The 23628-nt window shown below is 65.4% G+C and carries 25 protein-coding genes; 2 read left to right on the top strand and 23 right to left on the bottom strand.

All coding sequences use genetic code 11. The features are described from left to right. Positions 1-26: 26 nt before the first annotated feature. The 6 genes from QX070_RS10060 to QX070_RS10035 all read right to left on the bottom strand — a co-directional run bounded on the left by QX070_RS10060 (position 27) and on the right by QX070_RS10035 (position 6124). Positions 27-965, bottom strand: coding sequence for an AEC family transporter (locus tag QX070_RS10060; RefSeq protein ID WP_315736737.1), 939 nt, complete (start codon positions 963-965; stop codon positions 27-29). A 37-nt stretch (positions 966-1002) separates the two neighbouring features. Further along, the gene (locus QX070_RS10055; RefSeq protein ID WP_315736736.1) at positions 1003-2556 is read right to left on the bottom strand and encodes an AMP-binding protein; all 1554 of its coding nucleotides are present in this window, start codon (positions 2554-2556) and stop codon (positions 1003-1005) included. A 79-nt stretch (positions 2557-2635) separates the two neighbouring features. Next, positions 2636-3268, bottom strand: coding sequence for a hypothetical protein (locus QX070_RS10050; RefSeq protein ID WP_315736735.1), 633 nt, complete (start codon positions 3266-3268; stop codon positions 2636-2638). Then, positions 3265-3795, bottom strand: a complete 531-nt coding sequence (locus QX070_RS10045) for a c-type cytochrome (RefSeq protein WP_315736734.1) — start codon at positions 3793-3795, stop codon at positions 3265-3267. The genes QX070_RS10050 and QX070_RS10045 overlap by 4 nt, the downstream gene beginning before the upstream one ends. 66 nt (positions 3796-3861) lie before the next feature. Then, positions 3862-5640, bottom strand: coding sequence for a PQQ-dependent dehydrogenase, methanol/ethanol family (locus QX070_RS10040; RefSeq protein ID WP_315736733.1), 1779 nt, complete (start codon positions 5638-5640; stop codon positions 3862-3864). Positions 5641-5731: 91 nt separating this feature from the next. Continuing rightward, complete coding sequence (locus QX070_RS10035) at positions 5732-6124, bottom strand: copper chaperone PCu(A)C (protein ID WP_409998849.1); 393 nt, start codon at positions 6122-6124, stop codon at positions 5732-5734. Positions 6125-6396: 272 nt separating this feature from the next. On the opposite strand from QX070_RS10035, the gene QX070_RS10030 reads away from it, so the two are divergent. Together QX070_RS10030 and QX070_RS10025 are read left to right on the top strand one after the other, a co-directional pair. Continuing rightward, positions 6397-7110 carry a GntR family transcriptional regulator gene (locus QX070_RS10030; protein ID WP_315736731.1) on the top strand — a complete coding sequence of 238 codons (714 nt, stop codon included), beginning with the start codon at positions 6397-6399 and terminating at the stop codon, positions 7108-7110. 100 nt (positions 7111-7210) lie between these two features. Further along, positions 7211-7897 carry a GntR family transcriptional regulator gene (locus QX070_RS10025; RefSeq protein WP_315736729.1) on the top strand — a complete coding sequence of 229 codons (687 nt, stop codon included), beginning with the start codon at positions 7211-7213 and terminating at the stop codon, positions 7895-7897. Between the two features lie 121 nt (positions 7898-8018). Here the strand turns inward: QX070_RS10025 and QX070_RS10020 are convergent, their stop codons facing one another. From QX070_RS10020 to QX070_RS09940, 17 genes are all read right to left on the bottom strand, one after another. Continuing rightward, the gene (locus QX070_RS10020) at positions 8019-9386 is read right to left on the bottom strand and encodes a sensor histidine kinase (RefSeq protein ID WP_315736728.1); all 1368 of its coding nucleotides are present in this window, start codon (positions 9384-9386) and stop codon (positions 8019-8021) included. Continuing rightward, on the bottom strand, positions 9361-10818 hold the full coding sequence (locus tag QX070_RS10015; protein WP_315736727.1) for a sigma-54 dependent transcriptional regulator: 1458 nt from the start codon (positions 10816-10818) through the stop codon (positions 9361-9363). The genes QX070_RS10020 and QX070_RS10015 overlap by 26 nt, the downstream gene beginning before the upstream one ends. An 8-nt stretch (positions 10819-10826) precedes the next feature. Then, positions 10827-11867: a hydrogenase expression/formation protein HypE gene (gene hypE / locus QX070_RS10010; protein ID WP_315736726.1), complete on the bottom strand. Its 1041-nt coding sequence runs from the start codon at positions 11865-11867 to the stop codon at positions 10827-10829. Further along, positions 11864-12991, bottom strand: a complete 1128-nt coding sequence (hypD, locus tag QX070_RS10005) for a hydrogenase formation protein HypD (protein WP_315736725.1) — start codon at positions 12989-12991, stop codon at positions 11864-11866. Before hypD ends, hypE begins: the two co-directional genes overlap by 4 nt. Continuing rightward, a complete protein-coding gene (locus QX070_RS10000) occupies positions 12988-13224 on the bottom strand; it encodes a HypC/HybG/HupF family hydrogenase formation chaperone (protein ID WP_315736723.1) in 237 nt (78 codons plus the stop codon). Before QX070_RS10000 ends, hypD begins: the two co-directional genes overlap by 4 nt. Beyond that, the gene (gene hypF / locus QX070_RS09995; RefSeq protein ID WP_315736722.1) at positions 13224-15491 is read right to left on the bottom strand and encodes a carbamoyltransferase HypF; all 2268 of its coding nucleotides are present in this window, start codon (positions 15489-15491) and stop codon (positions 13224-13226) included. Before hypF ends, QX070_RS10000 begins: the two co-directional genes overlap by 1 nt. After that, a complete protein-coding gene (gene hypB / locus QX070_RS09990; RefSeq protein ID WP_315736721.1) occupies positions 15488-16456 on the bottom strand; it encodes a hydrogenase nickel incorporation protein HypB in 969 nt (322 codons plus the stop codon). Before hypB ends, hypF begins: the two co-directional genes overlap by 4 nt. Then, a complete protein-coding gene (gene hypA / locus QX070_RS09985) occupies positions 16456-16797 on the bottom strand; it encodes a hydrogenase maturation nickel metallochaperone HypA (RefSeq protein ID WP_315736719.1) in 342 nt (113 codons plus the stop codon). The genes hypB and hypA overlap by 1 nt, the downstream gene beginning before the upstream one ends. Continuing rightward, complete coding sequence (locus QX070_RS09980; protein WP_315736718.1) at positions 16790-17896, bottom strand: nickel-dependent hydrogenase large subunit; 1107 nt, start codon at positions 17894-17896, stop codon at positions 16790-16792. The genes hypA and QX070_RS09980 overlap by 8 nt, the downstream gene beginning before the upstream one ends. Beyond that, positions 17893-18402 carry a [NiFe]-hydrogenase assembly chaperone HybE gene (gene hybE / locus QX070_RS09975; protein WP_315736716.1) on the bottom strand — a complete coding sequence of 170 codons (510 nt, stop codon included), beginning with the start codon at positions 18400-18402 and terminating at the stop codon, positions 17893-17895. The genes QX070_RS09980 and hybE overlap by 4 nt, the downstream gene beginning before the upstream one ends. Beyond that, positions 18399-18611, bottom strand: coding sequence for a rubredoxin (locus tag QX070_RS09970; RefSeq protein WP_315736715.1), 213 nt, complete (start codon positions 18609-18611; stop codon positions 18399-18401). Before QX070_RS09970 ends, hybE begins: the two co-directional genes overlap by 4 nt. Then, on the bottom strand, positions 18608-19471 hold the full coding sequence (locus QX070_RS09965; RefSeq protein ID WP_315736714.1) for a hydrogenase expression/formation protein: 864 nt from the start codon (positions 19469-19471) through the stop codon (positions 18608-18610). The genes QX070_RS09970 and QX070_RS09965 overlap by 4 nt, the downstream gene beginning before the upstream one ends. Next, positions 19468-19914 (bottom strand): hydrogenase accessory protein, encoded by a 447-nt coding sequence (locus QX070_RS09960; protein WP_315736712.1) that lies wholly within the window; start codon positions 19912-19914, stop codon positions 19468-19470. The genes QX070_RS09965 and QX070_RS09960 overlap by 4 nt, the downstream gene beginning before the upstream one ends. A gap of 235 nt (positions 19915-20149) precedes the next feature. Next, positions 20150-20440, bottom strand: coding sequence for a HypC/HybG/HupF family hydrogenase formation chaperone (locus QX070_RS09955; protein ID WP_315736711.1), 291 nt, complete (start codon positions 20438-20440; stop codon positions 20150-20152). Between the two features lie 22 nt (positions 20441-20462). After that, positions 20463-21050, bottom strand: coding sequence for a HyaD/HybD family hydrogenase maturation endopeptidase (locus QX070_RS09950; RefSeq protein ID WP_315736710.1), 588 nt, complete (start codon positions 21048-21050; stop codon positions 20463-20465). 12 nt (positions 21051-21062) lie between these two features. Beyond that, positions 21063-21806, bottom strand: coding sequence for a Ni/Fe-hydrogenase, b-type cytochrome subunit (gene cybH / locus QX070_RS09945; protein ID WP_315736709.1), 744 nt, complete (start codon positions 21804-21806; stop codon positions 21063-21065). A 15-nt stretch (positions 21807-21821) separates the two neighbouring features. Further along, the gene (locus QX070_RS09940; protein WP_315736708.1) at positions 21822-23612 is read right to left on the bottom strand and encodes a nickel-dependent hydrogenase large subunit; all 1791 of its coding nucleotides are present in this window, start codon (positions 23610-23612) and stop codon (positions 21822-21824) included. Positions 23613-23628: the final 16 nt, after the last annotated feature.

The following is a 23628-nucleotide window of genomic DNA, read 5'->3' as shown; positions in this document are numbered from 1 at the left end:
GACGACTCCTGCGGATGGTGACGTGATCAGCCCGGCGCGAGCCAGGCCACGAGCAGCGAGACGGTGAAAACGGCTGACATGTGCGAGACGAGAATCGAGCCCGAGGTGACGCCGGCCTCCAGACCATAGAGCTTGGCGATCGTGAACGGCCCGGAGCCGATCGGCAGCGCGCTCAGGATCACGGCGGAATGCGACCACAGCGGCGGCATCGAGAACACGTGGAAGGCAAGCAGCGCGGTGACCGCCGGCTGCATCACGAGCTTCAGCGATACGAGAATGCCGATCGAAGCCGCATCGTGCGTCACCACCCGTTCCTGCGCCAGGAACAGGCCGATGCACACGAGCGCCGCCGGCGATGCTGCTCCACCAAGCAACGTCGTGAAGCTCAGGAACGGCGCCGGCAATGCAAAGCCGCTGAGGCCCACCGCGAGCCCGGCCACGGGCGCGATGAACAACGGGCTCGTCAGCAGCGAACGCGCGACCTTGGCGACCGTCGCCCCGAGCGTGGCGCCCTTCTGAAGATCCATCTCGACGACCACGATCGCGAACAGGAACAGCACGCAGGCCGTGAACAAGGTGGCGATGATCGAGGCCGGCGCGCTGTCCGGACCGAACACCAGGAGGCACATCGGAATGCCCATGAAGCCGACATTGCTGTAGCCGGCGTCCAGTCCCTCGATGCTGGCGTTGGCAACGCGACGGCCGCGCAGACGGCTGATCACGAAACCGGTCGCGAACGTCGCGGCAATGCCTCCGCAGAAGGCGCCGATGAAGCCGAACTGGCTGACCTGCTCGACGCCGATCCTGGACATCGCCGTGAAGATCAGCGCCGGCAGCGCCAGATAGACCGCGAAGCGGTTGAGATTGTCGGTCGCGGTGCGGTCGAACACACCGAACCAGCCGCACAGGAATCCGGTCAGGATCAGCGCGAAGATCGGAAGAGCGGAATTGAGGACGGCCTGCATCGCAGCTACATATCAGACCGTACGGCATTGCAGCGACTCACTGCGTAAATCTCTTCTTCAATTCGCGATGCAGGATCTTGCCTGTCGCGTTGCGCGGCATCTCGCTATCGGTGATGAAGGCGTAAGAGCGCGGCCGCTTGAAGCCGGCGAGCCGTTCTTTCGCCCATTCGGCCAGATCGCCCTCCTTCACCGCCATGCCGTCGCGGGGCACGATCACGGCATGGACGCGCTCGCCCCATTTGTCGTCGGGCAGGCCGACCACCGCGATGTCCTTGACACCAGGATGCGCGCCGACCTGCGCTTCGACCTCGGAGGGATAGATGTTCTCGCCGCCCGAGATGATCATGTTGCTCTTGCGGTCGGCGAGATGGATGTAGCCGTCGGCATCGCGACGGGCCATGTCGCCGACCGAGCAGTAGTCGCCGCGGAACGCCTCCTTGGTCTTCTCCGGCAGACGCCAATAGCAGTCGAAGGTGTGAGCGTTCGAGGAATAGAGCTCGCCTGCCTCGCCGTCTGGCACCTCATGTCCCGCGTCATCCAAGATGCGGATGGGCGCGGCGCCGACGCATTCGCGCCCGACCGAGCCGAGCTTGGTGAACTGCTCATGCGGATGCAGCATAGTGACCCAGCCGGTCTCGGTCGCGCCATAAAGCTCGTAGAGCCCGGACTTCGGGAACATCTCCATCACCTCGCGCTTGGTCTCCGGGCGGGCCGGCGCCGAGGAGATCATCAGCTTGGTGACCGCGCTGAAATCATGCTGCGCGCGCACCGCGCGCGGCAGATCCAGCATCATGATGTAGTGCGTCGGGACCAGCGAGGTGAACGTGGAGCCGCCGTCCGCAAGCGTCGTCACGGCGTGCTCGGGATCGAAACTCTTGCGCGAGTAGATCGAGTTGACGCCACCGATATAACCGAACGCGCCGAAGAAGTTCAGCGAGTTGGCGTGGCACATCGGCATCACCAGCAGCGCGCCGTCATTGCGGCTCAGCTTCAGCTCGATCTCGGTGACCATCGACAGGAGGACGGCGCTGCGATGGCTGCGCAGCACGCCCTTCGGCTTGCCGGTGGTGCCGGAGGTGTACATCAAGGTCCAGGGATCGGACAGCGCGACCTGCTGGTCGGGCTCCCGATCCGCGGCCATCGCAATGATGTCCTCATAGCCGCGATAGCCTGCCGGACGCGGCTTCGCGCCGAAATGGATGAAGCGGTCATCGGCGATGCCGAGATCCGTGCGCGCCTCCTCGACCAGGCCGACGAGTTCGTCCTGCAGGATCATCGCCGCCGCTTCGGCGTTCTGGACGATGAACTGCACCTCGGACGCGGTGAGGCGGAAATTGATCGGCAGCGCCACCAACCCGGCTTTGGCTGTGGCCGCATAGATCTCGCACCATTCGACGCAATTGTAGGCAAGAATCGCAACGCGATCGCCCTTGGCAAGGCCGAGCCCGAGCAGCGCGTTGGCGAGCCGGCACGTGCGCTCATTCCACAGCGCAAAGCTCATCGCACGTTCGAGATCGCGGGCACCGGTGCGCTCCGGCGACATGCGCGCATGGGCCGACAGCATCTGCCCGAAATTCAAGAGATCCCTCATCGTCGTTTCCTCCCGCCAACCGGGTTCACGACGCCGACTGGCGCGCCTCCAGCGGAGCGCGATGAAGGTCGGCGGCGGGCTAGTTGATATCCTTGGTGATCCGCACCAGCGTCTGATCGACGAAGCTCTTGGCGTCCTGATCCGGCTTGCGGAACAGCTCGCGCTCGACCGTCAGCGTTCGGCCGGGCACCGTCTTCTTGCAGACCTCGCGCAGGAACACGCCGCCGACGGGCTGCTCGCCTGCGGTCGGCTGCTGCTCCTTGCAGTCCCAGCCCTCGGCGCCATAGCGCGACTTCACCTGGTTGCCGAGCAGGAACGCCTTCTTGCGAATATAGAGCCGCGCCTTCGGATCGGTCTCGATCGTCAGGCCGGTGACGGTGCCCTTGTCGTCGACCAGGACCGTCAGCAGCACGGGATGACCGGCCACCTTGGTGCCGTCCTGGCTGGTCTCCGGATCGAAATCGAAACGCACCGCATGCCGCGCCTGCTCGTCCGCGGGACAATCGCGCCACGCCGACCACGCATTGAGCTTGCGATTCGGATCCTTGGCGCAGGTCAGATTGACATAGCCCTCACTAGGCAGGTCGCCGACCGGCATGCCGACGGTGATGTCACGCAGATCGTAGTTCGGCACGGCCTGCGCGGAGGCCGCATACGTCAAGAAGGACAGCACGAACGTGGCGAAGATCGCAGCGCAGGTTGGCCGTTTCATTTCGATGGCTCGCTTGCAGGCTTGCTGGCATTCGCCTTGTAGATATCGCAGACCCGGGACGTGTTGCCGAAGAAGGCGGTACACTCGTCGTAGCTCGGCTCGCCGCGTCCCTTGATGTGCGCGAGCACGTAGTCCGCGACCGCCTCGATATCGTTGGGCCGCAGGAACACGCCGCCTTCGGGCGGCATGCGCTCGCCGACATCCTGGCGGCTCAGGTCGTAGCACTTCGCCGTGTCATAGGAGCCTCGCGCAAAGTACGGCATGCCCGTGCCGGGACGGCCGCAGGTGACGGTCTCGACGATGTGCTGGCGGTCGAGCTCGGTCTTGCGCAGCGACAGCGCGTCGCCGCCGTAGCCGCCGCCGCCATTGCCGTGCCATTTGTGGCAGCCGACACAGTTCGCACGCTTGAACACGGCTTTGCCGGCATCGGTCGGATCTGCCGGCGCCGCAGACTGCGCCAATGCGAGCGAAGCGGAGCCGAGGACGAGAGCCGACGCCACAGCGAGTGTGATCGCACTGAGTTTCATCTGTTTTTCTTGTCGAACAGGGGGTGAGGACGGAGCGGAGGCTATGCCTCCGCTCCGCAATCGACTTCACAGCGAGAAGACGTAGAGCATCGAGCCGGGCTGGATCTTCTTCAGCTCGGGCGTGGATTCGATGAACCACTTGTCCCAGGCGCCGCCGAGACCGACCAGGATCGCGACATACTGCTTGCCGTCGACCGAGAACGTCACGGGAGGCGCATTGACGCCGCCGCCGGTGTTGAACTCCCACAGCTTCTGCAGCGTCTTGGCATCGAGCGCCATCACCTCGCCCGAGGGCTGGCCGGTGAAGACGAGATCAGGCGTCGAAAGCATGCCCCCGAGGTTCGGGAACGGCGTCTCCAACTTGCCGGCGATCTTGCCGGTGGTGACGTCGATCGCGGTCACGCTGCCCGTGATCTTGAACGGCTGGCTCGGTCCGCCACCGGTCCAGAATTCGCGCGGCTTGAGCTTGTCCTTGGTCGCCTCCTCGACGGTGATCCGGTTGCAGCTCTCGATGACAGGGATGTACCAGAGCTTCAGGTCCGGATTGTAGGAGGTCGGCGGCCAGTTCTTGCCGCCCATGTTGCCCGGGCAGATGTCCGCGACCTTGTTCTCGCGATGCGGCGTCACCGACGCATTGTAGCGCTGCACCGGGTTCTTCGGATCATACTCGATCGGCTTGCCGGTCTCGGCATCGAGCCCCTTGGTCCAGGTGACCTTCTTGACGAAGGGCAGACCCCAGACGAACTTGCCGCTGGTGCGGTCGATCGCATAGGCGAAGCCATTGCGGTCGGCTTCGAGCGCGAGCTTCAGGGTCGAGCCGTTCGGCGCGGGCACATCGACCAGGACGTTCTCGGCGACGCTATCGTAGTCGTAGGGATCGTTCGGCGTGTGCTGATAGTGCCACTTGATCTTGCCGGTGTTGGCATCGAGCGCCAGCGAGCTGTCGGTGTAGAGGTTGTCGCCCGGACGATAGGCGTTGTCCCAGTCCGGACCGGGATTGCCGACGCCCCAGATGATGGTGTCGGTCGCCGGATCATAGGTGCCCGTGACCCAGGTCGAGCCGCCGCCGGCCGCAGCCGCGTCGTTGCTGTCCTTCCAGGTCTCGCTGCCCGGCTCGCCCTTCCCCGGAATGGTGTGGGTGCGCCAGACCTCCTTCTGCGTGCCGAGATCGGTCGCCGCGATCCAACCGCGGATGCCGTATTCGGCGCCGGCCACGCCCGAGATCGCCATGTTCTTCACGATCAGCGGCGCACCGGTGATGACCTCGCCCTTGTCGGGATCGGCAACCTGGCGCTGCCAGGCAACCTGGCCGGTCTCCTTGTTGGTCGCAATCAGGCGGCCGTCGAGCGTGTGCGAGACGACCAGATCGCCCCACAGCGCGACGCCGCGATTGTCGACGCCGCAGCAGGCGATGGCGCCGGCCCAGTCGTGATCCGTCTTCGGATCCATCTTCCAGACCAGTTGGCCCTTGCCACCGCGCGCGTCGATCTTGTAGACCGAGCCCCAGCCGTCGGTGACGTAGATCATGCCGTTCTCGACGATCGGCGTGCCTTCGAGACCGCCGTGGCTCCAGATGCCGCCGCCCTCGACGCCGCCGAGATGCATCGTCCAGGCGACCTTCAGGTTCTTGACGTTATCCTTGTTGATCTCCTTCAGTGCCGAGAACCGTGTGCCCGAATAGTTCTTGTGATGGTGGAGCCAGTTGCCGGCTTCCTTGTCGGCGTTAAGCAGCCGCTCGGGGGTCATCTCGTCGGCGGCCTGCGCCGGCGATGCAAGCTGGAAACAGGCGAAGGCTGCGCTGGCCAGCAGCACCGCCCGCAGGGTCGACCTGACGTTAGTCCTCATCGTTTCCTTCTCCCATTATATTGATTATGAGTTGGAGCGAATACCACTCCGCCAAGCCCGAAGGCGGAGGGCAGCAGGCGACAAACACGCTTCAAGGCGACTTGCGAACCTCGACCTCCGTTTCGATGGATCCTGCTTTCTGGAATACGATCGTGCAGGTGAAGCGCTTGCCTGGCTCGAGCGGCTCCCGCGTCTGCAGCAGCATCACGTGATAGGCGGTCGGCAGCAGCACCAGCGTGCTGCCCGCGGCAATTGGAATGTTGGGAATGGAGCGCATCGCCGGCGCGCCTTCGCCGCGGTCGACGGTGTGCCGCTCCGAGAAATTGGCGATCGGACAACGCACGCGCATCAAGGCTTCCGGCGCGGTCGTGTCATTCTTGATCGTGATCAGCAACGGGATGTCGCGTCCCACCTCGGGCGCCGCCGGCACCCACGCATCGGACAAGGTCAGGCCTTCTCCGGCCGCCCCGAGCGCAGGCGCCATCGCGGCGAACGACGCGACCGAGGCCACCAGCAATGCCCGCGACACCGCCAGCATAACGCCGGCGCGCACGCGGCCCTCCGAGCGCGCAGACCAAACCTGCTCGCGCTCCAGACTGGTCGGATCTTCCGACAACGGAGTCCCTCCCTATTTGGCCGCTTTTTAACTTGCCTTAACGCAGCGTCCTTTTTTTGAATTCGTACTCTGAATTCGAATACCTTCGCAAATGGATTTTCGGACTTGACATGCTAATGTGCGGCAAAATGTGGTGACCCATGCGAATCGTGCCCGCCGCTCCCTCTCTGGTCGACCAGGTCGTCGAAGCGATCACTGACGAGATCGTCAGCGGCGTTCTCACGCCGGGCTCGCGGCTGATCCAGGACGATCTGGCCCAGGCTTATGGGGTATCGCGCCAGCCAGTTCAGCAGGCGCTGATCCTGCTCCGCGGCTGCGGGCTGGTGCAGAGCGCGCCCGGCCGCGGCCTGATCGTGGCGCCGCTCGACCCCGGCTTCGTTCGGGACCTCTATGAGATGCGCGCGGTGCTCGAAGGCCTCGCGGCGCGGCTGGCCGCCGAGCGCGCGAGCGATCGCGCCGCGCGCGAAGGTCCGGCGTACATCGCGGCCGGCCACGAGGCGGTGAAGAGCGGGCTCGTCAACCGCAAGATCGAGACCGACATCGCCTTCCATTGCTTCCTCGGCGACCTCTCCGGCAACGCGCTGATCGGCGAGACGATGGCGCCGCATTGGCCCTGCCTGAAGCGCGTGATGTCCGACGTGCTGCAAAAGGAGCAGAGCATGTCCCGGATGGTCTGGGACGAGCATGAGGACATTCTTGCAGCCGTGATCGAGGGCCGCAGCGACGAGGCCGAACGGCTGAGCCGCGAGCACATTTCACGCGCGGCCAGTGTGTTCATCCATCACCTCGAAATCCAGCAGGACAGCAAGCCCAAGCAGCGGCGAACGCTCACTGCGCGGAAATTCTCGCTATGACCCCGTTCAGACCGACATCGGCCGCAATGCGAGCGCCGGGCTCCGGCACGGCAGCTCCACATTCGCGACCGGACATCACACCTGATCCCGTGGAGGCCGTGTGCCGCCGCTGAAGACACAGCCGAGCCTGACCGAACGCGTCTACGAGCGCATTCTCTCCGACATCGTCGGCGGCGAACTGCCGGAATCGGCCCGCCTCATTCAGGACGATCTGGCCCGCGACCTCGGCGTATCGCGCCAGCCGGTGCAGCAGGCGCTGCTGCTGCTGCGCAATCACGGCTTTGTGCGCGAGGCGCCGGGCCGCGGCCTGGAAGTCGCACCGATCGACACCGACTTCATCCGCAACCTCTATGAAATACGCGCCGTCGCCGAGGGCCTCGCCTGCCGGCTCGCGGCGACCCGCGGCGCCAAGCGAGCGGCCGAGGAAGGCCCGAATTTGATCGAGCAGGGCCGGAGCGCCGAGCGCGAGCATTCGGTCGAGAAGCTGATCGAGGCCGACGTCAAGTTTCATGAATTCCTCTACGAGATCTCCGGCAACTCCGTCATCCAGGACACCACGCTGCCGCATTGGCTGCATCTGCGCCGGCTGATGGGCGAGGTGCTGATGCGCGACGAGACGCCGCGGCGAATCTGGGATCAGCATGAGGACATCCTGCGGGCGGTGATCGCCGGCGATGCGCAGAAGGCCGAGGATCTCGCACGGCAACACATCACGCGAACCGCAACCGTGCTGCTGGCGCGGTTGACCAATCAGCGCGAGCGCGTGCCGGTCGCGACGGCGTCCTGATCACCTCGGGCTTGGCTTCGGCCCGCAACATCCGACGGCACCGCCGTCAGGAACCCCAGCATCGTTTCGAAGGGATACCCAGCATCCCACTTCAGCGTCGGCAGCAGCCCCGCCGCTATGGTCAAGCCGCCGGCAAGCTGAAAGAGAACGTGGCGCCGCCCTGCGGCTCGTTGGTCGCGGACAGCTCGCCGCCGTGCTCGCGGACGATGCCGTAGCTGATCCACAGCCCGAGCCCCGTCCCCTCCCCGACGCGCTTGGTCGTGAAGAACGGCTCGAAGATGCGGGTCAGGTGATCCTTGTCGATGCCGGGGCCGTTATCGGTGATGCGAAAGGCGATCTCGTTGCCCTGGCGCGCCACCGCGACCAGAAGACGCGGCAGGTCGGTCGATCGCATCGCGTCGATCGCGTTCTCCACGAGGTTGACGATCACCTGATGCAGCTGGCCTTCGTTGCCGGAGATCCACAGATCCGGCTCGACCTCGATCTGGATGTCGACACGATGCTGCTTGGTGCGCCCTGCCCACAGCACGGCGGTATTGATCAGCCGTTCGATGTTGACGCGCTCGACCTCGCCGAGCTTCGAGAACGACAGGCGGCGCAGGTTCTTGACGATCTCGCTGATGCGCACCGCACCTTCCAGCGTGCCGTCGATCAGCGGCCCGAAATCCTCCAGGATGGCGTCGATCCTCAGATCCGAGCGAAGCGCGGCGATGTCCTCGCTGACCGGCTGCTCATGGATGGCATCGAGATAGCCGACCAGCGAGGTGCGGTAGCGCATCAGGGTGTGGATGTTGCCATAGACGAAGCTGATCGGATTGTTCAGCTCGTGGGCCACGCCCGCGACGAGCCGGCCGAGGCTTGCCATCTTCTCCTGCTCGACCAATTGCCGCTGCGCCCGCTGCAGCTCCTGATGCGCCTTGTGCAGGGCCTCATAGGCGCGGCGCAGCTCGCCGATCGGACGGCCCGTCAGCACGACGCCGATGAAGCGGCCGCGATGGTCATGCCGCGGCGAGCTGTTGATCGCGAACAGGTCGGAGCTGACGCCGGCCGCCGCGGCAAAGCGCAATTCACCGTCGACCACTTCGGCGCTGCTGCGCGGCTTCAGCAGCGAGACAAGTTTGGGCCGATGATCGGGATCAATCATCTCGGCGATATCGCGACCGGCGATGTCAGCCAAGGCCCGTCCCGATGTCTGCAGAAAGGCGGAGTTGGCCTGCTGCACCGTGCCCCTGGCGTCACAGACGACCAGGATGTCGGAGACGGACTCGATGACATTGGTGACGAACGCCTGGGCTTCCTCGAGCTCGGCGTTCTTGTGCTCGAGATCGACCTCGTAGCGCAGCAGGTCGGAATAGACCTCGTCCATCTTGCGGATCACTTCGATCCACACGCCTTCGCGCTCGCTGTCGAGTTCGAGCGTGCTGCTGCTCGCGATCAGCTTGAGCAGCGTGTCAGCCCCGGACTCAGGAGAGTGAGTGGCCTTTGCCATGTTTCTTCAGATCGTATCTCGACAATTTGTTCCGGAGCCCCACCCGCGACAGGCCGAGCTCGCTGGCGACGCGACTGATGTTACCATCATATTTCTCCAGACAGTGAACGATGATGGTCTTTTCGAGATCCTCGACCCTGTCCTTCAGGCTCCCGGAACCATTGAGCTTGCCATTGGGTATCGCGGGCGCGGCGCGGCGTGCGCTGCGCCGGGCTGCGAACGGCGGACAGCGCAGCTCGTCGGCATCGGCCAGCACGGCCATGCGCTGGATCTCGTTCTGCAGCTCGCGGACATTGCCGGGCCAGTGATAGCGGGAGAATTCCTCCAGCGCCGCCGGTGCGAAACGCAGATCCGGCCGGTTGAACGAGGTCTTCACCGCCGACAGCACACCCTCGGCGATCAGCGGAATGTCCATCGGCCGTTCGCGCAAGGACGGCATGTGCACCGGAAACGCGGCCAGTCGGTAGTAGAGATCGCGGCGGAAGCGGCCGGCCTCGACCTCGGCCTCGAGATCCCGGTTGGTGGCGGCGACCACGCGCACGTCGACCTGGCGCACGCGCTGCGCGCCGAGCGGCCGGATCTCGCTCTCCTGCAGAACGCGCAGGAGCTTGACCTGAAATGCCGGCGAGGTCTCGCCGATCTCGTCGAGAAAGATGGTGCCGCCATCGGCAACCTCGAACAGGCCGATGCGGTCCTGATAGGCGCCGGTGAAGGCGCCCTTCTTGCAGCCGAACAGCTCGCTTTCCAGCAGCTCATCCGGCAGCGCGCCGCAATTCTCGACGACGAACGCCTTGGTGGCCCGCGCGGAGCCGTAGTGAATCGCGCGCGCCAAGAGCTCCTTGCCGGTGCCGGATTCGCCGGTGATCAAGACCGAGATGTCGTAGTCGGCGGCGCGCCGGCCGAGCTCGATCACGTTGCGCATCGGGCTCGCGGCCGAATGCACGATGCGGTCGAAATCGTAGAGCTGCTTGGCGGCGCCGCGCTTGACCGACACCACCTTCTTGATATGGGCCGGCGTGGCCTTCACGTCAACGCCGGCGGTCTCCGTCTCCTTCTGCAGCCGGTACAGCTGCACGGCCTCGCGGACGATCTCGATCAGGCGATCCGGCTGCCAGGGCTTTGTGATGTACTGATAGATGCCGGCCTCGTTGAGGCCGGCGATGATGTCCTCGGAGTCCGAATAGCCGGAGATGATCATCCGTACAGGGTCGGGCCACATCTCGCGTACGCGCTTCAGGAAGCTGACGCCGGACTCCTGCGGCATGCGCTGGTCGCAGATCACGGCATGCACGATCTCGCCTTCGAGCAGTTTCTCGGCATCGTTCGTGTTGCCCGCGCACAAGACCTCGAAATCCTGGTTGAGGACGCGGCGCAGCGCCTCCTGCGACCGGACCTCGTCATCCACGACCAGTATCGTTCCCTGGATGCCCATCGCGCGTCTCAGCAGATCCGCGGCAGCTGCTCGCCGGACAGCCAGTCGACGATGCGGCCGCCGCCGAAGCCCGTCGCCATCTGGACGAAGCGGTGATCATCGGCCACCGCTTCGCCGATCTCGGCGGCATCGCGGCCGAGCGGATGCGCCCGCATGGCGGCGAGCACTGCGCCGGCCACCTCGGGCGCGACCACCGCGACGAGCTTGCCTTCGTTGGCGACATGCAGCGGATCGAGCCCCAGCAGCTCGCAGGCGGCTGCGACCGCAGGCTTCACCGGAATCGATTCCTCCTGCAGGCGGAAGCCGAGATTGGACTGCTGGGCGATCTCGTTCATCGTGGCCGCAACCCCGCCGCGCGTGGGATCGCGCATCAGCCGGATGCCGGCGCCGCCGGCCGCAACCATGTCGGCGACGAGACCGTGCAGCGAGGCCGAGTCCGAGATGATCTCGGTGTCGAAGGTGAGATTCTGCCGCCTCGACATGATGGCGACGCCGTGGTCGCCGAGGCTGCCGGACAGCAGCACGCGGTCGCCGGGCCTGGCCTTGTCGGCTGAGAGATCGAGGCCTTCCGGCAGCACGCCGACGCCGGCCGTCGAAATAAACACGCCATCCGCCTTGCCGCGCTCGACCACCTTGGTATCGCCGGTGATGATCGCGATGCCGGCCTCGCGCGCCGCCACTCCCATCGCATCGGCGATCCGCTTCAGATCGGAAAACGGAACCCCCTCCTCGATGATGAAGCTCGCCGACAGATACAGCGGCCTGGCGCCGGCCATGGCAATGTCGTTGACCGTGCCGTGCACCGCCAGCGAGCCGATATTGCCGCCGGGGAAAAACAGCGGCGACACCACATAGCCATCGGTCGTCATCACCATGCGGCCGGCCGCAACGTCGAACGCCGACTGATCGTTGCCTCGCGTCAGCCATTCGTTGCCGAACGCCTCGTGGAACAGGCCGGCAATCAGTTGCGCCATCGCGCGGCCGCCGGCGCCGTGCGAGAGATCGACGCAGCCATTCTTCAGGTCGAGCCGGCGCTGATGCATGCTCATGATGCAAGCCTCCGCTGATGGTCGCGGAAGCGGCCATAGGTCCAATGCGCCGCGCAGGCGCCTTCCGACGACACCATGCAGGAGCCGATCGGCGTCTCCGGCGTGCAGGCGGTGCCGAACAGCCGGCAGTCCACCGGCTTCTTCAGGCCGCGCAGAATGGCCGGACATTCGCAGGCCGGATTGTCGGCCACCACCAGCTCGGACATGGCAAAGCGCAGCTCGGCATCGAGATGCGCAAAGCCGGGCCGCAATTTCAATGCGCTCGCCGGAATGCTGCCGAGGCCGCGCCATTCGAACTGGTCGCGCAGTTCGAAGATCTCGGCGACCTCGCGGATGGCGCGCTGGTTGCCGCTGCCGGTGACGGCGCGACGATACTGGTTCTCCACCTCGTGGCGGCCGTCATTGACCTGCTCGATCAGCATCAGGATCGCCTGCATCATGTCGAGCGGCTCGAAGCCCGCGATCACGACGGGCTTGCCGTCATCGCGCGCGAACGGCGCGTAGGGCTCGGTGCCGATCACGGTCGAGACATGCGCCGGTCCGACGAAGCCGTCGATCTCGACCGTGTCGTCGCTGTCGAGGATCGCGCGCATCGCCGGCGGCGTCAGCACGTGGTTGCAGAACACGGTGAAGTTCGACAATTGCTTCTTCTCGGCGGCCCGGATCATCACGGCGGTCGGCGGCGTCGTGGTCTCGAAGCCGATGGCGAAGAACACCACCTCGCGACCGGGATTCTGCTCGGCCAGCGCGATCGCATCCAGCGTCGAATACACCATGCGGATGTCGGCGCCGCGCGCCTTCGCCTTGAGCAGCGAGGACCCGCGCGAGCCCGGCACGCGCATCAGGTCGCCATAGACGCAGAGGATGACCTCGGGGCGTTCGGCCAGCGCGATCGCCATGTCGATGCGCCCGGCCGGCAGCACGCAGACCGGGCAGCCGGGGCCGTGGATCATGCGCACATTGTCCGGCAGCATGTCCTCGAGGCCATAGCGCGCGATCGCATGGGTATGGCCGCCGCAGAACTCCATGAAGCGATAGGCGCGCGCCGGATCGGCCTTGGCGCGGATGGCGCGCGCAAGACCTGTCGCCAGCTCCTTGTCGCGAAATTCGTCGGCATATTTCATGGCCTGACCTCCGCCACAGCCTCGCCCATCTGCCGGAGCAGGTCGAGCGTCTCGCGCGCCTCCTCCGGATCGATCTTGGCCAGCGCATGGCCGACATGAAGAATGACGTAGTCGCCGACGGCGATCTCCTCGATCAGCGCGATCGAGACCTCCTTGCTGACGCCGTCAATCGAGACGATCGCCATGTCGTCAGGCAAGAGCTTGATCACCTCGGCGGGAATGGCCAGACACATCAGACGGTCCCTCCAGACAGCACATTGCTTTGTGTGAGATGCAGACCAGCCACCCAGGCCTGCCCGAGGCTGAGGCCGCCGTCATTGGGCGGCAGCCGGCGCGGCAGCAGCGGATCGAGGCCTGCGGAACGGCAGCCGCGCACGACCTGCTCGGCCAGATGCGCATTGAGGAAGCAGCCGCCGCTCAGCACGATCGTGCCGATGCCAGTCGCGCGCGAAGCTCTCGCGATCCAGTCGACGCAGGCCGCGGCCAACGTGCCGTGAAACAGCCCCGCCGCTTCGACAGTGTCGAGATCACGCGCGATCAGATGCGCGAGCAGCGGCCGCAGCGACAGCACGCCATCGGCAATGGTCCAGCCGCGCTCAAGCGTCGCCGGTTCACGCACCAGCGCCTCCAGCTTCATGGCCGCCTCGCCTTCATAGCTCTGCACCGTGCTGACACCGAGCAAACCAGCTACGGCATCGAACAGCCGGCCGGCGCTGGTGGTGACCGCGGTATCGGCAAGGTCTAGCAGCGTGACTATGTTGCGCGACTGGGGCTGCGCTACGAAACGCCGCTCGATCTCGTCACCGCGACCGAAATCGTGCAGCACTGACGCCGCCATCCGCCACGGCTCCCGTGCGGCCCGGTCGCCGCCCGGCATCTTCAATGGGGCGAGATGGCCGAGGCGCTGGAAGCCAGCGCCGTCGCACGACAGCAATTCACCGCCCCAGGCGCCGCCATCGCTGCCATAGCCGTAGCCATCCAGCACCAGCGCGAGGGCGGGGCCGGTCACGCCCTGTTCGGCCATGACGGAAGCCGCATGCGCATGGTGATGCTGCACGGGCAACGTCGGCAGACCTCGTGCCTGCGCGAACCGGGTCGACGCCATGTCCGGATGCAGGTCATGCGCGATCGCGACCGGCTCGACGTCGAGGATGGAGGTGAGATGCGCGATCGTCTCCTCGAAGAAGCGGATCGCGGCTGCCGTGTCGAGATCACCGAGATGCTGCGACACGAACGCCTCGTCGCCGCGCGTTACCGTCACCGTCGCCTTCAGATGAGCGCCGACCGCGAGCACCGGCGGCCCGGCACGTGCGAGCCGGATCGGCTCCGGTACATAGCCGCGCGCACGCCTGACGAAGCGGGGAACGCCGGCCACGACAGCAAGCACGGAATCGTCGGCGCGGATGACGATGTCTCGGTCATGGGTAACGATCAGATCCGCGATATCAGCCAGACCGCTCCTCGCTTCATCATTGTCGGTCAGCAGCGGCTCCCCGCTCGGATTGGCGCTGGTGCAGACCAGCGCCCATGGTCCGTCGGCAGCCGCGCGGCGGCCCGCCTCCAGCACATGGAAGATCAGATGATGCAGCGGAGCGACCGGCAGCATCACGCCGATCTTTGCGAGGCCTGGTGCGACCGAGGACGCAACACGCTGGCGTGAGCGCAACAGCACGATCGGCCGCGCCACCTGCTCCAGCAGCGCGCGCTCAGGCGCGTCGATCTCGGCAATCTCAGTTGCAGCGTCGGCCGTGGCCAACATCACGGCGAACGGCTTGCCGTCGCGCTGCTTACGGGCGCGCAGCCGCTGGACGGCCTGCTCATCTCGCGCATCACAGAGCAACTGATAGCCGCCGAGCCCCTTGACGGCGACGATCCTGCCATTCGCGAGCGCGGCCGCGATCTCATCGATGCCATGGCTGAGCCGCGGCCCGCAGCTTGGACACGAGATCGCCTCGGCATGAAAGCGGCGCCCTGCGCGATCTTCGTAGTCGGACCGGCACGCCTCGCACATCGGAAAGCGCTTCATCGCCGTGGACGGGCGATCGTAAGGCAGGCGTTCGGCGATGGTGAAGCGCGGGCCGCAATGGGTGCAGTTGACGAAGGGGTAGAGATGGAAGCGGCTGCCGGGATCGAACAACTCGGCCAGGCACGCGGCACAGGTGGCGGCGTCCGGCACGATCCGCGTCGTGACGCGCCCACTCACGCTCTCGGCAATCCGGAAGCCCGTGCCGGCGTCGGCCACGATCGGCTCGACGGCGATGTCGTCGATGCGCGCCAGTGGCGGCGTCTGCCGCGGCAGAGCCTCGACGAATTCGGCGACCTCGTCGCCCTCGACCTCGATCAGCACGCCATCAGCATCGTTGGCGACGAAGCCGCCGAGCCGATGGCGGATCGCCAAGCCATGGACATAGGGACGAAAGCCGACGCCCTGCACGGCACCGCGGACGCGGAGCCGGAGGCGCGTATGGTTCGCCGCCGATGTCCGGCCGGGCGTGCTCATCCCTGCACCGCGTTCATCGCGCTCGCCCGCATCCGGTCCGACTGCTTCCTGATCCAGGCGTAGAACGCCGAGAGGCCCTCGCCGGTCTTGGCCGAGATCGTCAGGACCTCGATCTTCGGATTGACGCGGCGGGCATATTCGATCGTCTGCGCAAGGTCGAAATCGAGCACCGGCGCCAGGTCGATCTTGTTGATCAGCATCAGCGATGACGCTGCAAACATGTCGGGATATTTGAGCGGCTTGTCCTCGCCCTCGGTGGTCGAGAACACGACGATCTTGCAGGCCTCGCCGAGATCGAAGGCGGCCGGACACACGAGGTTGCCGACATTCTCGATGAACAGCAGCCCGCCGCGCAGTGCCGGCAGCCGGCCATAGGCTTCGCCGATCATGGCCGCATCGAGATGGCAGCCCTTGCCGGTATTGATCTGGATCGCCGGAACGCCGGTGGCGCGGATGCGCTCGGCATCGTTGGAGGTCTGCTGGTCGCCCTCGATCACCGCGACAGGCCGGCTCTGCTTGAGATCGGAGACGGCGCGGACCAGCAGCGAGGTCTTCCCGGCGCCCGGGCTGGAGACGAAGTTGAATGCCAGCACGTCATGCGCGGCGAAGCGTGCGCGGTTCTCGGCCGCGAGCCGGTTGTTCTTGCCGAGAATGTCGCGTTCGATCTGGATGATGCGTCCGCTGGAGAGACCGGCAACCTCCTGCCCCGCAGGGTTGGCCGAGCAGTCGATGCGGTCGGCGGCGTGATCATGATGGTGGTCATGCGCGTGACCGTGATCATCATGGTCATGATCATGGTGATGGTGACCATGCTCGTGATCATGATCATGGCAGTGATGGCCGTGATGATGATGATGTCCGGACTGATCATGTCCATGAGCATGTTGGTGCTCACCGTGATCGTGATGATGATCACCGGATTCGACGGAGGACTTGCCGTCACTGCAGCCGCACACCGTGCACATTACTCGACCTCCAGCTCCTTGACCCGCATGTCCTCACCGCCCGTGACCTGCAGCTGATGACTGCCGCAGGCCGGACAAGGCGCGTAGCGTTGGCTGATCTCGACGCTGCGCGAACAGCCCAGGCACCACGCCGTGCCCGGCTGTTCGATGATCTCGAGCGCCGCCCCCTGCAACAGGGTCTTCGCGGTCACCGCCTCGAAACAGAATCGCAGCGCCTCCGGCGCGACATGGCTGAGCGCACCGATCTCCAGCCACACCGTCTTCACCGTGGAGAAGGCGCCCTTGCGCGCCTCCTGCTCGACGATCTCGACGATGCCTTCGCACAGCGCCATCTCATGCATCGGCCATCTCCCGGAATGCCAGGTGATAGCCGACGCAGGGATCGAACGATCCGACCATCGTATTGATGGCCTCGCGATCGCCCGTTCCGCGCAGCGCAGCCCCGGTGAGGCTCCTCACGACAGGGCCGCGCGGGTGAAAATTCCATTCCGTCGGCGCCAGATACTCGAAACGCGAGACCGCGCCGTGCGCATCCAGCTCGATTGCGTGATGCAGCCGGCCGCGGGCGCATTCAACCGCGGCGCCGCCGCGCCGCGACCCGAGCGCGTAGCTCGCGATGGCATGCTGGTCGGCCGCTTCGTCCTCAGCCTCGCCGGCCTCGATCCAGCGGAACAGCTCGGCAACCTCGGTGATCTTGGCTGAGAGGCGTTCGACGGGACCGGCTGATGCCAACTGATGGCGCTCCGCATACCGGGCCCAGACCCCGGTCTCCGGAGCCCGGCCGTCGAGTTCCGGAGCCTCAGCAAAGGCAGATCCCACGTCCATCAATTGCGCGACGATGACGTCATCGTCGGCGGCCGACAGGATGTCGTGCGCGGCCGGCATGTGCCTCCATCCTCCATCGTCGACGGCTTTCCGGGCCGAGTCCATCAGAGATGCAAGCGGAGTTTCCGGTAGAACCGGCTCCGCTGGCAAGCCTATGCCCAGGACCACCATGTCCGTCTTGATTTGAGACAAGGTTGCAGCGCGAGATTGCTGCTGGGTGTCAGCGCCGGAATGCATCTGCAGCGACGCGACCGCCTGCAAGAGCCGTTGCGCCAGCTGCGCGTCACTGCGATTTTGCGCAAATGGCGCGATCAGCAGACCGCGCATAAGCTCGGCGAAGCGCTCCACCACCACGGCCTTGATCCGACGGTGACGGGTCAACGGCGGCGCCTGCTCGCCGCGCGCCGCTTCCATCGCCGAGAGCAGCGCGACCCGGTGCGCACTGGCGCACAGCGAGAACAACCGCGGCAGGGCCGCGAGCAGCATCTCGGCCGGCTTGCCAGCGAACAGCCGTCCCAGCGGCGGCCTCGTGCGCGGCTGAATGTCGACGCCTGTGATCAGCCGATCGGCGACCGACAGCGTCACGTCGATGCGGTTGCGAAAGGTGAGGGTCATGCGCGGCCCTCGGAGAGGGTGCCGCGCAGGAACGCACGGCGATCGATCGCGCCCGATGCCTTCGCAGCGCGTTCAGACGACGGCTCATCATCGGGCGCCGTCATCAGCGCGGCGAGCGCAGCCTCCGCCGCCGCACGCGCCGCGGCCATGTCCTCGAACTGGAACATCGGCGAGAACAGCGAGCAACTCGCGATCCGACCGACCTCGGCAACATCGCCGATCGTGAATTCGAACGAGCCGGCCGGAAGCACGATCTTGACGACGGATCCCGCGGCGCCTTGTGCGGCCGGAGTGACCACGTTCATGAACCAGGGCGTGACGACGATGCCGAGGATGCGGCCGTCGACCACTGAAAATCCGATCGCCTCGACGTCGAGCGCGTCGTGATAGATCGGCAGCTCGCGCATCGCACGAGCGCCGATCTCACGATAGACGCCGGCAAGACGCGCGCCCCACGCGGCCGGCGTGACGTCCGACGTCCCCTGCCCGACCGCCTCAGGGCTCATGGCTCGACCACCATGAACTTGGCTTTCGGCGCATCGCAGTTCGGGCAATGCCAGTCATCCGGCAAGGCCGCGAACGGCGTGCCCGGCGGAATCTGCGCCACGCCATCCCCCTCGGCCGGGTCGTAGCGCGTCCAGCAGATGCCGCACTCCAGCAGCACGTCATCAGCGAGATCGCTGCGGACACCGAAATTCTCGAAGCCGCCGCTCATGTGAAATAGGCCTCGATGATCTGGGTCAGACGCTCGGCCGAATCCTCGAAATCCTCAGCCGCGGCGAGCGCGACCACCGGCACACCGCCGACCTCGAGGGTGTCGAGAATGATCGTGTCCATGGCGTTGAAGAACTGCACCGACCAGACATGACGGATGCCGGTCGCGAGCACGCGGCAGGTGCCGTAGCCACGCGACATCAGCTGGATCGGACCGTTGCCGAGCGTCTGCTGCAGGAAGCTCATGTCGGTTGGGCTCATCGGCAGCAGCGTGAAGTTGATGGTCTGCGAGCGCTGACCTGGTCGCCAGGACAGCGCGCGCTCGCGGATCTCGGCGAGCACCGGCAGCGCGTTCATGGTGCCCTCGGGCACAGGGCCGATCACGATGTCACCTGCAGTCAGATCGGCGGCGGCGCGCGATACGATCTCCGGGACGGCGCCGATTTCGACGTAGTCGTGTCGCTCGTCCGCCTCCAGCCGCACCCGCCATATTCCGGCGAGCACCGATTCCTGGATCTGAGCCAGCGTGCCGTCGGGAAGAGCCACGACGCCGGCGACCTCGCCCTCGCCCAGCACGTCGTCGATCAGCCGGCGCTCGAGATCGTTGAGGCCCTCGAGCCGGAATAATTGCGTCGGCGCGCCGGCGGTCTGCGCCGCGATGGCCGCTGCAATCGTCGACAACAGCTCGACCGCCCGCGGGCAGCTCCGCGCCAACGCCTCCGAGTCGAGCGAGGCCAGCTTGGCCAGGGCCCCGGACGCGGTCAGCCCCTTGTGCGAGGTATCGAGCGCCTCTTCGCCGATCGGAAAGATGTTGACCGGCTCCTCGGCTCCTTCAGGCGCGATCCAGAATCCCGGCTTCATCGCTCGGCTCCCGCAGGCTGATGGACTGGGACGATGCTGGCAACGACCGTTGCAGTCGCGCCCTGCGGCCGGTCGATCAGCCGCGAGATGCGATCGACATAGACAGACCAGTCCTGGATCTTGGCGATCAGGCCGAGCGTCTCCGCCCCGCGGCACAGGATCAGGCTCGGCTGCACGCGCACGCCGAAGCGCGTCCCGAGCTCCGCCTCCGCGTCGCGCGCGATGACCGCGCCACGCAGCCGGCCGTGAAACGCGGTGATCAGCTCCGGCAGCACGATGGCCACATCGAGCGCCTCCGGAAACCGCGCGGGATCACCGGCCGACAGCAGCACGGCGACCAGCCCGGCGCGATCGGCCTCGGCGAGAAAGGCGTCGACGGTGCCGGCATCGACCTCCGGCAACCCGCCTCGCATGCGCGCGGGGTCACGCTGCTGCATTTCCATCGACGTTTCTCCCTGACCAGTTATCGTTGCCGTGCTCTCCATGTTAGCAATCAACGTGCCAGACGCCCGCGCGACAGCGGAACGCTCAATACGTTGAAATATCTCATATTTTTATTGAAATTAAGAGCTCCGCAATCAATCGGAAAGCCGCTTTCCAGACAATGTCCGGCAACTTACTTTACTTATGGATATCTTGTTGCCAGGAATCTGACGCCCGCCCAAGGGCATCACACCGCTACCGCAGATGCTCCGGAAGCTCCGGCTCGCGCCCGATCAGATCGGCGAAGAAGTCGTCGCAATTCTCGCCGTTCACGGCCGCCTGCAGGCCGCGCAGCGCCTCGCCGATCAGCCGCGCTTCTTCGTCATCGAGCAGGCGAACGGCGTTGTCGATATAGACGAGCACCTTGGCTCCGACCGGCGGGTTCGACAGCAACAGCACCGAGACGCGGCGCTCCTCGCCGTCGAAGCTGCACAGCGCCGAGACGCCATCGGTCTCGAGGATTGTCATCGGCAGGCCAAGACACATGTCGGATTCCCTCGCGGCGCGGTTACTCGGCCGTGCGCGCCCGCAGCTCGTAGCTGTGATGGTCGATGTCGTTCGCGAGCAGGCGTTCGTCGCCGGCGAGCGGTTCACGCCGCGACACGGCGGGCGCGCCCCATTCCGCCAGCAGGGCGCAGGCCAGCTCGATCGCCGGCGCGATCTGCGCACGAACCGGCGCAGTCAGCGGACCGCCCCAATCCTCGAGGTCGAGCGGCTGGCAGCCGATCAGCGCAAGCCGCTGCGGATAGCGGCCGAGCAGGTCGGCCGCGCTCAGTACTTCCTGGAAGCCCGTCTGGTGCAGGCTCATCTTCTTGGCGCCGGTGAAGCGCGGCACCTCGTCATCGCGGACGAGCTTGATCTCGCCCGGCACAAGGCCATAGTCGATGGCGTCGAACACGATCAGGCCGTCGGCTTCCTCGACATAGTTGACGAGGTAAAGTCCCTGCGTGCCGCCATCCAGGATCGTGACGTTGTCGGGCACGGTGAAGCGGCGGTGGAATTCCTCCACCACCCGCACGCCGAAGCCTTCGTCAGCCCAGAGAATGTTGCCGATCCCGAGCACCAAAATGCGATCGCGCCCGCGCTCATCGACCATGCCGGCCCCCTGCTAGTCGCGGAACTGCCGTTCGCCTGAGATCATCGAGGAGATGATGCTCTGGCGTGACATGATGTCTTCGCGAATGGCGGCATAGACATGCACCATCACAAACGTGACCAGCGCCCACATCCCGAGGTGATGCCAGGTATGCACATCCTGGCTGTTCGGCCAGATCGCAAACACCCAGCCAAACAATTTGTGCTGCCAGCTGTCGATCCCGGTGCCTTCCGAATAGAGCGCAAAGCCGGTGACGATCATGAAGGTCACGAACAGCGTGAAGCCGATGAACATCGCCGTCTGCGCCAGGGGATTATGGCCGACATACATCTTCGGCTCACGTTCCAGGAAGGCGTACCAGCGGATCTCGTGCAGCACCTCTTTCCAGAACTGCTTGCGATGCACCGGAATGTAGAAGATCTGCCGGGAATGGTGGTTGCCGACGAAGGCCCAGAAGATGCGGGCGAGGAAGAACACCGCCAGCACCTGTCCGGCAGCGAAATGGGCAAAGCGGATATAGCCCATCACGAAGTTTGCCGACGCCTCTCCCGACACCGTCGGGAGAGGTGATCCGATCAGATAACCGGTGATCATCAGAACGATGATCGCGAACGCGTTGACCCAGTGGCAGATGCGCACCGGCGCTTCGTAGACATAGACCGTGGGCCGGCCAACCGCATGCTCGCCGGCGGCGTCGGCTGCGATCGCGGCGATGTCCGTCCCCGACTCGGGCGGGCGTGCAACTGCATCCATCATGACCCTGCTCCCGTGCTACCTGACCTTGACCTTGGCCAGCTCCTGGCCATCCGGACTCATGACGTGCGTCGAGCAGGCCAGGCACGGATCGAACGAATGGATCGTGCGCAGGATCTCCAGCGGCTGCTCGGGATTGGCCATCGGGGTGTTCATCAGCGACGCCTCGAATGCGCCGATGTTGCCCTTGGGATCGCGGGGCGAGCCATTCCAGGTCGTCGGCACGACGCACTGATAGTTGTCGATCTTGGTGTCCTTGATCTTGATCCAATGCGCGAGCGCGCCGCGCGGCGCCTCGGTGAAGCCGACGCCCTTGGCCTCTTTCGGCCAGCTCTCGGGCTTCCATTTGTCGACATTCGCCGTCGAGCTGTCGCCCGCCTTGATGTTGGCGATCAGCTTGTCCTGGAAGTAGCGCATCTGCCGTCCGGCCCACACCGATTCCAGCGCACGCGCCGCGGTGCGGCCGAGCGTGGAGAACAGCGCCGTCAGAGGCAGGTCGAGATCCTTGAGAAACTTGTCGACGGGGTCCTTGAACTCCGCCTTGTTCTGCGCATAGCCGACCACCCAGCGCGCGAGCGGTCCGACCTCCATCGCGTGTCCGCGCCAGCGCGGCGCCTTGATCCAGGAATATTTGCCGCCCTCGTCGAGCTCCTTGATGTCCGTCTTGGTCCCCTTCGCGTTGGGGCCGAGCACGTAGTTCGGCTCGGTGATGCCATCCCAGGGATGCAGTCCCTTGGTCTCGTCGGGGTATTTGTACCAGGAGTGAACCACGAACTCCTGGATCTCGTCCGGATTGGCGTGATCGACCGGAAACACCTCGGACAGGTTGCCGTTGATGATCGCGCCACGCGGCAGCTTCAGGCTCTTGGCGGAGTAGTCATTGGCATGCTCGGGCACGTCGCCATAGGCGAGCACGCTCTTGCCGGACAGGCCGCCGCCATAGAGCCAGTCCTTGTAGAAGGAGCCGATCGCGGCGACGTCGGGCAGATAGACCATCTCATTGAACTCGATCAGGCGATCGATGATCGAGGAGACGAGATTCAGCCGCTCGATATTGATGGCGCCGACCGCACCGGTGCCGTCGATGTTGATCGGACACGGCACGCCACCCACGAGCCAGTTCGGATGCGGGTTCTTGCCGCCGAAGATGGTGTGGATCTTGACGATCTCCTTCTGGAAATCGAGCGCCTCCAGATAGTGCGCCACCGCCATCAGGTTGGCTTCGGGCGGCAGCTTGTAGGCCTTGCTGCCCCAATATCCATTCTTGAACGGGCCGAGCTGCCCCGACTCGACGAACTTCTTGAGGCGGGTCTGGAGGTCCCTGAAATAGCCGGGCGACGACAGCGGCCAGCTCGAGATCGACTGCGCCAGTGTCGACGTCGCCTTCGGATCGGCCGAGAGCGCCGAGACCACGTCGACCCAGTCCAGCGCGTGCAGATGATAGAAGTGCACGACGTGGTCGTGCACTTGCAGCGCAAGCTGCATGAGGTTGCGGATGGAGTTGGCATTCTCCGGAATGGTGATGCCGAGCGCGTTCTCGACCGCGCGCACCGATGTGAGCGCATGCGTTCCGGTGCAGACGCCGCAGATCCGCTCGGTGAAGGCCCAGGCGTCGCGCGGGTCGCGATTCCTGAGGATCACCTCGATGCCGCGCCACATCGTGCCGGTGGAAACCGCATTGCGGATGACATTGTCGGAGTCGACGTTGACCTCGACCCGCATGTGTCCCTCGATGCGAGTGACCGGATCGACGACAATGCGCTTGCCGGAATTGTCGAGATTGAAGCCGTTGGGAGTCTGGATGCCCATCGTTGCCTGCCCTGAA

Source organism: Bradyrhizobium sp. SZCCHNR1093, from assembly GCF_032381175.1.
GTDB lineage: Bacteria > Pseudomonadota > Alphaproteobacteria > Rhizobiales > Xanthobacteraceae > Bradyrhizobium.
The sequence above is the reverse complement of the archived record's forward strand: the minus strand, read 5'-3'. Positions and strand labels throughout refer to the sequence as shown.